Annotated in this window: 10 protein-coding genes; 6 read left to right on the top strand and 4 right to left on the bottom strand. The window is 45.0% G+C overall.

Features of this window, described 5'->3' with window-relative positions:
• Positions 1 to 4 precede the first annotated feature (4 nt).
• Together ompW and AB4307_RS20235 are read left to right on the top strand one after the other, a co-directional pair.
• On the top strand, positions 5 to 637 hold the full coding sequence (gene ompW, locus AB4307_RS20240; protein WP_372133223.1) for an outer membrane protein OmpW: 633 nt from the start codon (positions 5 to 7) through the stop codon (positions 635 to 637).
• A 181-nt stretch (positions 638 to 818) separates the two neighbouring features.
• Complete coding sequence (locus AB4307_RS20235) at positions 819 to 2645, top strand: choice-of-anchor I family protein (protein ID WP_372133221.1); 1827 nt, start codon at positions 819 to 821, stop codon at positions 2643 to 2645.
• A 109-nt stretch (positions 2646 to 2754) separates the two neighbouring features.
• Here AB4307_RS20235 and AB4307_RS20230 read toward each other — a convergent pair whose 3' ends face one another.
• Positions 2755 to 3474 (bottom strand): SDR family oxidoreductase, encoded by a 720-nt coding sequence (locus AB4307_RS20230; protein ID WP_004733012.1) that lies wholly within the window; start codon positions 3472 to 3474, stop codon positions 2755 to 2757.
• Positions 3475 to 3699: 225 nt separating this feature from the next.
• On the opposite strand from AB4307_RS20230, the gene AB4307_RS20225 reads away from it, so the two are divergent.
• Positions 3700 to 4605, top strand: coding sequence for a LysR family transcriptional regulator (locus AB4307_RS20225; RefSeq protein WP_046224809.1), 906 nt, complete (start codon positions 3700 to 3702; stop codon positions 4603 to 4605).
• Between the two features lie 57 nt (positions 4606 to 4662).
• Here AB4307_RS20225 and AB4307_RS20220 read toward each other — a convergent pair whose 3' ends face one another.
• Positions 4663 to 5001 carry a winged helix-turn-helix transcriptional regulator gene (locus AB4307_RS20220; protein ID WP_004733017.1) on the bottom strand — a complete coding sequence of 113 codons (339 nt, stop codon included), beginning with the start codon at positions 4999 to 5001 and terminating at the stop codon, positions 4663 to 4665.
• Between the two features lie 105 nt (positions 5002 to 5106).
• On the opposite strand from AB4307_RS20220, the gene AB4307_RS20215 reads away from it, so the two are divergent.
• Positions 5107 to 5874, top strand: coding sequence for an SDR family NAD(P)-dependent oxidoreductase (locus tag AB4307_RS20215; protein ID WP_009846265.1), 768 nt, complete (start codon positions 5107 to 5109; stop codon positions 5872 to 5874).
• A gap of 134 nt (positions 5875 to 6008) precedes the next feature.
• Positions 6009 to 6662, top strand: a complete 654-nt coding sequence (locus tag AB4307_RS20210) for a cupin domain-containing protein (RefSeq protein ID WP_372133218.1) — start codon at positions 6009 to 6011, stop codon at positions 6660 to 6662.
• Positions 6663 to 6739: 77 nt separating this feature from the next.
• On the opposite strand, the gene AB4307_RS20205 is transcribed toward AB4307_RS20210, so the two are convergent.
• The gene (locus tag AB4307_RS20205) at positions 6740 to 7378 is read right to left on the bottom strand and encodes an NAD(P)-dependent oxidoreductase (RefSeq protein WP_017076882.1); all 639 of its coding nucleotides are present in this window, start codon (positions 7376 to 7378) and stop codon (positions 6740 to 6742) included.
• Between the two features lie 154 nt (positions 7379 to 7532).
• Here AB4307_RS20205 and AB4307_RS20200 point away from each other — a divergent pair, with 154 nt between their 5' ends.
• Positions 7533 to 8429, top strand: coding sequence for a LysR family transcriptional regulator (locus AB4307_RS20200; protein ID WP_029222234.1), 897 nt, complete (start codon positions 7533 to 7535; stop codon positions 8427 to 8429).
• 146 nt (positions 8430 to 8575) lie between these two features.
• On the opposite strand, the gene AB4307_RS20195 is transcribed toward AB4307_RS20200, so the two are convergent.
• Positions 8576 to 9424, bottom strand: a complete 849-nt coding sequence (locus AB4307_RS20195) for a hypothetical protein (RefSeq protein ID WP_102501319.1) — start codon at positions 9422 to 9424, stop codon at positions 8576 to 8578.
• Positions 9425 to 9715 lie beyond the last annotated feature (291 nt).

Below are 9715 nucleotides of genomic sequence, written 5' to 3'. Positions count from 1 at the left end.
ACTATTGGGGGTCAGTTCAGTTATTGCGGCTCTTATGTCAACCAATGTTCTTGCTCATAAAGAAGGTGATTTCATCATCCGTGCAGGTGCAGCGATTGTATCTCCTAACGATAGCAGCGGTGACGTTCTAGGTAACTCATCTTTAGAATTCTCAGTAGACTCAAATACACAATTAGGCTTAACGTTTGGCTATATGTTTACTGATAACATCAGTTTGGAAGTTCTAGCAGCAACGCCATTTTCTCACAGTATCTCTGTAAACGGTGTTGGTGAAGTCGCTGAAACTAAACACCTCCCACCAACGTTTATGGTTCAGTACTACTTCGGTGAAGCGAATAGTGATTTCCGACCTTATGTAGGGGCAGGTATCAACTATACGGTATTCTTTGATGAGTCTCTGACTAGTACGGGTAAGAACGACGCTGGCCTAACGGATGTGTCTTTAGATGACTCTTGGGGCTTGGCGGCAAACATTGGTATTGACTACATGATCAATGAAGACTGGTTCCTGAATGCTTCAGTTTGGTACGCAGATATAGGAACAACAGCAACATACAAGACTGCGACAGATACATTCAAAACTGACGTTGATATCGACCCATGGGTATTCATGATCGGTGGTGGTTACAACTTCTAACCCACCTATTCAGTTTACTAAAGGCGCTCAAGCATCAGCCAGCTTGGGCGTTTTTTTTGTTTATTCGCTAGCTAACTTTATTAATGAAAAATATTCCTCATTCGTAATAGATTGTTAATAAAACAGAAAGCCAACTGTCATATTCGGCTCCTATGATCTCGATTCTAATTATGGAGGATATATGAATCGTAAATTTAATAAGCTGGCTCTATTACTGCCTATCGCGGTAAGTTCTGCTCTGGTTGGGTGTTCTCAGTCAACTTCAACGTTGGTAACACCATCAACGACTGCAACATCATCTCAAACGTCACTTGATACTTTTAGCCTCCAATGCCAATCCATTCAACAACCGAACATGACAGATGCCACTCTTTCTGGAATTAGTTTGGTTGGTCGTGCTATTGCTGACGCCCCGTTTGATACTTCTGCAGCCGAAATCGTCAGCTACGATTCATGTACCGACAAGCTTTATGTGGTTAACGCTCAAGCACAAAAAGTTGATGTGCTATCGATGGACGCTGACAGCGCACCAACTTCTGAGGGCTCTATCGACCTTCAATCAGCCGCTGCGGCTTCTGGTATTAATATCGGTGCTGCGAACAGTGTATCTACTCATCAGGGTTTAGTTGCTGTCGCGATTGAAAACGCCGACAAGCAACAAAATGGCATCATTGCTCTGTATCGCTCAGACACGCTAGAGCTGATCACTACTTATACGGCTGGTGCATTACCGGACATGGTGAGCTTTTCTAAGGATGGCCGTTACATCGCATCAGCCAACGAAGGTGAGCCGAATGCGGATTACAGCATTGATCCTGAAGGTTCAGTAACGCTGGTGGATTTAACCAATGGTCCTTTGCAAGCGACAGTCACTCAGATTGATTTTAAGGCATTTAACCAAGGTCAGCCACGGTATGCAGAGCTAACCGACAAGGTTCGAATCTCGGCGCCTAATGCAACCGTTGCTCAAGACCTTGAACCGGAATACCTAACATTTGCGGATAACGGAAAACTCTACGTTGCCCTGCAAGAGAACAACGCACTAGCAGCGATTGATGTCGCAACGGCAGAGGTGGATGCGATTCTTGGTTTAGGCGGCAAACCTTGGGATAGCGCGCAATTGGATGCGTCGAATAAAGACAAAAATATCGGCAACCTACAAAACTACGCGATGTTAGAAGGACTTTACATGCCAGACAGCATCACTAGCTACAGTGTCGATGGCAATACCTACATCGTGACGGCGAACGAAGGTGACGGCCGCGAGTATGGCATCAAGACAACGCAAAAAGAGTGTGACGATAAAGGCTTTGAGTGGGATGGCGATGACTATAAAGGCACCGAAAACTACACCACAGAGAAAGACTTTTGTATCGCTTATGTTGATGAAGTACGTGGCAAGAAGCTAGATGTTGACGCTAACCACCCATTGGCTGGAGCGTTGAAAGATAACAAGCAACTGGCTCGCCTAAAGGTGATTAAGCCACAAGGGACACTTGCCGCCGACCAAAAGGTTCAAGCATTCGGTAGCCGCTCTTTCTCTATCTGGGATGAGTCAGGCGAGTTAGTGTTTGATAGCGGTGATGATTTCGCTCGAATCGTTCTGGAGCAAGATCCTGCAAACTTCAACAGCACCAATGATAACAACCAAAGCGGTGACGATCGTAGTGATGATAAAGGCGTAGAACCTGAAGCTATCGAAGTGGCTGAGATCAACGGAAAGCAGTATGCCTTTATTGGACTTGAGCGCCAAGGTGGCATCATGGTTTACGATGTAACGCAGCCCAAGAGCGCAAGTTTCATCAGCTACTTGAACAACCGCGACTTTACTCAGCCAGTGTGCACCAAGGTTGATGAAGACGGTGATTGCGACAACGATACTTACAACTCGAAAGCGGGTGACTTAGGTCCAGAATCAATCAAGTATTTCACTCGCTCTGGTAACCACTTTATCGCGGTCGGCAATGAAGTGAGCGGCAGCACATCAGTTTACCGCGTTGAGTTTTAATCACGGTTACTGCTTGTAGCTAGACTCAACAAAAACAAAAGCGCCACGACTGAATAAGTAGTGGCGCTTTTTATTTATGCATCACAAAGGTGTGCGTGATGATTAGCTTCTATGGCTGTTGCTTAGTTGGTGCTAGAGCAATCTCACGGATACATACGTTTTGCGGTTGTTGGTAAGCGAATGATACTGCGCGAGCAATATCGTCAGCTGCCAATACGCCGCCCATGTCTTCTTTCCAAGAATCGTAACCGTCTTTGATCTCTTGAGATGTAGTGTGAGACAGAAGCTCAGTTTCTACAGCACCCGGTGCGATAGTGGTAACACGAACGTTTGAAGCCGCCACTTCTTCACGAACGTTCTCAGAAATAGCGTGTACCGCGAACTTAGTACCACAGTAAGCAGCGTGGCTTGGGAATGTTTTCTTACCCGCGATAGAGCTGATGTTGATGATAGTACCTGTGTTACGTTCCATCATCGGAGCAAGTACAGATTGCATGCCGTTTAGCAGACCAATTACGTTCACATCGAACATTGTCTTCCACTCTTGTGCGTCTTGAGTATCGATTTGACCAAGAAGCATTGCACCAGCGTTGTTGATAAGCGCGTCTACAGGGCCAAATTTCTCTTCACCTTGTGCGATTGCTGCATCAAAAGACGCTTTGTCTGTTACGTCTACTTTTACTGATAGAGAGTTTGGTAGGTTCAGAGCTTCAAGGCGGTCAACACGACGAGCTAAAAGTAGAAGAGGGTGACCTTCATCGCTTAGACGACGAGCGATTGCTTCACCAATACCAGAGCTTGCACCTGTAATTACGATTAGTTTTTTCATTTTATTTCCTCTGTACTTTTATTGCGTCGGTTGGCTACGACGTGCTGTTTAAGTGCATTCGAATCAAGTGCTTGTTGCCTTGTTTCGTTGCGATGGAGGTATATTAAGGAAAATAGCATTGTTGATATATAGCGCTTTACTTGAAACACTGTTGCTGTAGTGCAACAATAAAAGTGTTCACTTTATAGCTTCATCTCTTTTAATTTCACAAGTAAGCTGGCGACTATGCTCAATCAAATTAATCTGTCTGATATTCGCTCCTTCGTGCTGATCGCTCGTTTAGGTAATTTCACCAAAGCGGCGGAGGAGTTAGATGTGTCTCGTTCCCACGTATCACGCCAAGTGAGTAGTCTAGAAAAGCAGATGGGAGTGACCCTGTTTATCCGCACCACTCGAACTTTAAGGCTGACGCACGCAGGGCAAGATCTATACGCGAGATGTGAACAAGCCTTAGATAATATAGACCAAGCCTTGATTGCTGCGGTGGACGATGTCGAAGAGGTGCGCGGCGATATAAAAGTAAACTGTGTTGGCGGTTATCTTGGTGAGGTGATCATCGCGGATCTGGTGAATGAGTTTATGCAGCTTTACCCAGACATCAGCATCAGTCTTGATTTCAGTAGTAACCGAGTCGACTTGATTGAAGACGCGTTTGATATTGCTTTTCGCATGGGAAGCTTAGAAGACGCGGGCTTTATCGCAAGAAAACTATTAGACATCGAGATGGGAACACTCGCGAGCCCTGAGTATTTCGCTCGTAAAGGAAAGCCAAGTCATCCTAAAGATCTGATCCACCATGACTGCTTAACGGGATCGGTGCGTAAGTGGAGTTTTCAAGCGCTAGACGATACTAAGAAAACGGTCGATGTGCATGTGACGGGCAGACTGCAATGTAAAAATGGCCGAGTGTTGGTGCAGGGCGCGAAGTCGGGCAACGGAATTATTCGTGTTCCAACCATCTATTGCTTACAAGAACTCAATGACGGGCAACTGGAGCAGGTCTTTGATGAGTGGGTGGTGCCCAAAGTGGACTTTTCAGCGATCTACCATCGAGACCGCTACCAACCAAGCCGGATTAGAACCTTTATTGATTTTGTGAAAGGCCGTTTTGAGCAAATGCCAGTCAGCTAAATAGTGCGTGCTGCCTACCTTCCTCTTTCTTTTAGCAATAGTTGGACTGGCTTGGGCTTACATCTCGTCGATTTCGTTTTGTAGGTTTTCCAGCTGGTCTAGAATCAACAAGAACTTCTCGCCGAACGGCGTCACTTGGTATTCAACTCTTGGTGGCAGTTCGTTGAACATCTGCTTATCTAAAATCCCAAACTCCACATTTCGCTTCAAACATTCATTCAATACCTTGGTCGATAACCCTTCGACCGAGCGCACCATTTCACCAGGGCGATTAATGCCATTTGCCAGTAATTGGTAAACCGTTAGCGACCATTTACAGCCGTAGATGGTTTCGACCATGCGAGCGGAACGCTCTGGTGCCGATTTTCTTGAAAAAAAGTTTTCCTGATTTTTCATAAAGATGTACCAATAAGTACCTACCTAACCGATTTGTACTTACTATTCATAGTGTTAGTTCAAAGCCTAAGATTACCACGTTCACATGACTTAGGAGATAACAAAATGAACTTCACTAAAAATGGTATTGCAGTAGTAATCGGTGGCACAAGTGGTATGGGCTTTGAAACAGCGAAGCAGTTAGTCGCTCAAAACATCCATGTGCTGGTTGTCGGTAATAACCCAACTAAGTTAGATAAAGCGGTGTCAGAACTTCAATCACTAGGCCACGCTTCTGGTTGGCAAGCTAACCTTTATGATGATGCGAGTGTGTCTCGCCTTATTGCGCATTTAGAGTCGCTCGAAGAAGGTATTGGTTACCTTGTTAATGCTGCAGGTTACTTCAACCCTAAAGCGTTTATTGAGCACCAAGAATCTGATTACGAGCAATACATGCAGCTTAATAAAGCAACCTTCTTCATTACTCAAGCGATAAGCAAATTGATGATCAAGAATGGCGGTGGCAGCGTGGTTAACGTTGGTTCTATGTGGGGTAAGCAAGCAATCAAAGCGACGCCATCTTCTGCCTATTCAATGGCTAAAGCTGGCCTGCACGCATTAACACAACACATGGCAATGGAACTGGCTGAGCATAACATTCGTGTGAATGCGGTTTCCCCGGCTGTGGTTAAAACGCCGATTTACGAATCTTTCATCAAACCGGAAGAAGTGGATCAAGCGTTAGAAGGCTTCAACGCGTTCCACCCTATTGGTCGAGTCGGTTTGCCGAAAGATATAGCTAATAGCATCTCTTTCTTATTGTCAGACAGTGCTGATTGGGTAACGGGTGCAATCTGGGATGTTGATGGCGGTGTGATTGCTGGCCGCAATTAATTAGGCTTCTTTTTAGGAGGCTGTCGCGTAGGCAAATAGCAGCGAGATGGCCTCCTTGATGAGTATTCGCGTAGAATAGAAACGAGAAAGACAACAATAATAATTAAAACGATAACAAGAGTAAGGTCGCCATTATGTTCAACATGGACTTTTCAAAGAGACTGGTTATAGAAACCGAGACATTAGATTGGATCGCGAGCCCTGCTAAAGGGGTTTGGCGTAAGCCACTTGAAAGAGAAGAGAAAGAATCAGGTCACACGACCAGTGTTGTGAAGTACGAACCGGAATCTTCGTTTTCTGAGCACCCACATCCGCAAGGCGAAGAAATCTTCGTGTTAGACGGTGTTTTCTCTGATGAAACTGGAGATTTCCCTGCCGGTACTTATATCCGTAATCCCCCGGGCAGTGCGCATTCTCCATCAAGCAAAAATGGCTGCACGATCTTGGTGAAGCTTAACCAGTTTGATGCGAGAGACTTAACTCAAGTTCGCATTAATACTCTAGAAACAGAGTGGCTTCCGGGTATTGGTGGTTTACAAGTGATGCCACTGCATGAATTCGAGCACGAGCATGTCGCTTTAGTGAAGTGGCCTGTTGGCGAACGTTTTCAGCCGCACCGTCACTTTGGTGGTGAAGAGATCTTTGTGTTGTCAGGCACTTTTAAAGATGAACATGGTGAGTATCCAAAACACACATGGATGTGTAGCCCGCATATGAGCGAGCATTTCCCTTATGTGGAAGAAGAGACGGTTATCCTAGTGAAAACGGGTCACTTGCCATTGGGTTAAAGGAATGCTCCATATAAAGATGAGAAAGCCGCATTGTTTTGAACAAGCGGCTTTTTTAGTTTTTATATATGAGCTGACTAGTAAGCGACACCAATGCGTTGGCGTGGGAACTTGCCAGTTTCGAGTTCATCAATCATCGCGATAGCGTAGTCGCTGACGGATATTTTGCTGTTGCCATCTTCGTCAGTGAGCAGTTGATCACCACCTGTGCGGTAGGTTGATAGCTTATCGCCCGGGAAGATTTCCGCAGCAGGGCTAACGAATGTCCAGTTAACCTTGTCATTAGATTGTTTGAACACTTCAAGGGCTTCTCCTTGTGCTAGCGCTTCGTTTTTGTAGTCCGCAGGGAAGTCAGGAACGGTAACTAACGGAACGTTTGGCGCGACTTCCAATGAGCCAGCACCACCAACCCAAAGTAGACGTTCGATGCCAATGCTTGGCAATGTATCAAGCAACTTAGCAGCTGTGTTTTTTACGATGTCGTGATTGCCTAGAGCGCGTCCACCAATCGAAGCAATTACCGCATCAACGCCGGAGAAAGCGGTCGCTAGACTTACCGCTTCATCTTGTAAATCAAATGAACGAACTTCAACATCGCTGATTTCTACGCGGCTTGCATCTCTTACAACAGCAACAACTTCGTGTCCGCGAGATTGAGCTTCTTGAGCGATGTGACTACCAATCCAACCTGATGCGCCTAATACTGCAATTTTCATAATGTCTCTCCAATTATCTAATTTATTGAGTCTGTTTCTCGACAGCCATTGCAGTCTAATAGCTCACTAGATTGCGATAAATATCGTGAAATGATGTAGATTGTATCTGTACAGTTATCTAATAGGCTTGGTTAAGTCGGTAAGGGAGAGTGTGATGGACAGGTTGACGGCGATGCGTAGCTTTGTTGAAGTCGCAAATTGCGCCAGTTTTACTCAAGCAGCAGAGCATTTGGACATGAGCCGTTTACAGGTTTCACGGCATGTTCAAGAGATCGAAGGGTGGTTAAAACAAAGGCTTCTGCACAGAACGACTCGTAAGGTAAGTTTGACGACAGCAGGGGAGATTGCGCTACAACGTTGCGAAAAAATACTCCATGAAACGGCGGAGCTAGAAGTCACTGCACTTAATCAAACCGATGCTCTTTCCGGAACCATTCGAATAGCAGCCCCAATTGGCTTGACTCAACATATGCTGTTGAGTGTGGTTGAACAGTTCACAGAGCTTCATCCCAGTATCACGGTAGAGCTATTTGCTTCTGACCATTTTGCTCAGCTGGTGGATGATAGAATCGATATTGCGCTGCGCTATACCGATCAACCTGACGATAGTTTGATTGCTCGAAAGCTAATGGAAATTGATTCGGTGGTGTGTGCCTCACAAGACTACCTAGACAAACACGGTGAACCTGAAACGGTTGAAGCGCTTAGACAACACAATTGTTTTCGTCATTTGAGTGTCTCTAAGTGGGATTTTGTTAAGGATAACCAACATTATTCGGTTGAGGTGTCGGGGACTATTAAGGCCAACGATGTTGGGGTGTTAGCTCGCGCCGCACAGCATGGCAAAGGGGTTGTTCGATTACCTTGTGATTTAGCGAATCCGTTGATTGCTGAAGGGAAGCTGAAACGAATTTTTGATGATTTTGTTTCACCGAGTAGTGTGCTTTGGGCGGTGTACTTGTCTCGCAGTTATCAGCTGCCTGTTGTTCGTCAGTTCATTGATTTTGCAGCAGAAGCTTGGTCTAGCGATATCAAATCTGGAGACGTTTAAGCTTACATCGCTCATAACTTGTCTCGTCCTAAAATAGAACCAAATAAATATATAAGCCCATAAATACAAAAATCCGATATCAAAGGTGATATCGGATGTGAACTCAATAATTCAGAGTTCCAGCACGCTCTCCTCTCACGAAGTCTTTACATGTAATGATGTACGGATAATCGGGTATTTATCACCTTATCGTTGATGCTAGGTAAAGGCTGATACAAGCTTTTGGTAATGTCTGATAATACTTGGTCGTAGACTTGCGATACCACAGTAGAGATATCACTGGTTAACTCGTACATGCTATCTGCTGGCTGGGTCGCTTCAGTACTTGATGCGATCTCGGTAAGTGCATGCATCGCACGTGTACAAATGGGTGACCCACTGCTGATAGGGCAGATAATCGATAATTGGTTGAGTTTGCGGTGTGTCTGAGATGCGTAGAATTTGAATCTCGCATACTCCTCAGGCTTCTCCATATCAGGTATGCACATTCTCAGCTTGGTCAAGATCTCCATGCAGTCTAAGATCTGTTGCCAATTCATGTGGTATTCACTACTCATGTCTTCTCGCTCAGACTGGATCAGCCAGATGATCATCACTTCATCCATCAAGAACATGCTGTGGCGAATTGTTTTGCCATGAATCGATTGGTTACGCACCAAGCTGCGGTTTTGCCAGTCGCTGTGCATGGCAATGAGCTTAAGGTGATAGATGCGATACATAGGGCGACTATCAAACGACACATGGGATTGGAGCAATTCAGAGACCTCAAGTATGTTGTCGTAAATCTCGTTCACTTTACGAATCGAGTCGCTAGACAATTTATACGCCAGAGCGTAATGCGTTGCAGCGCGATGTTTACGTGATAACAGCAATAGCTCTCGAAGCAAAACTAAGGTTTCGAACCGGTGTGATAGCGCTGTTTCTCTCTTCCTTGAGAAATGATACAGGGCGGAAAGTACTAATAGGGATAAACCCACTGAAATAACTACAAACATATTCTACTCCTAACATCTGTATACCTACTTAGTGGTAGTGCAGACACCGTGCCAAAATATATAATTGTTATATTTCAATTTCTTACGTTTTTGTGATGATTGTAAATGGTCAACATTGGTGCATGATCTCACCATTTGGGTGAGTGTTTCTCATATTTTGCAGGATTTTTTGAGAGGTTACGCTTTTCTAAGTGATTTGGCTGAGTAGGTTCCGATAACTAGACATAAGTCGGCGATCCACCGCTGTCTCGTCTCAAAATACGGAAATTAAAAAGGCCTAATTCTTTAATG

Origin of the sequence: Vibrio sp. 10N.261.52.C2 (assembly GCF_041471425.1) — a bacterium.
Classification (GTDB): domain Bacteria; phylum Pseudomonadota; class Gammaproteobacteria; order Enterobacterales; family Vibrionaceae; genus Vibrio; species Vibrio crassostreae_C.
The sequence above is the reverse complement of the archived record's forward strand: the minus strand, read 5'-3'. Positions and strand labels throughout refer to the sequence as shown.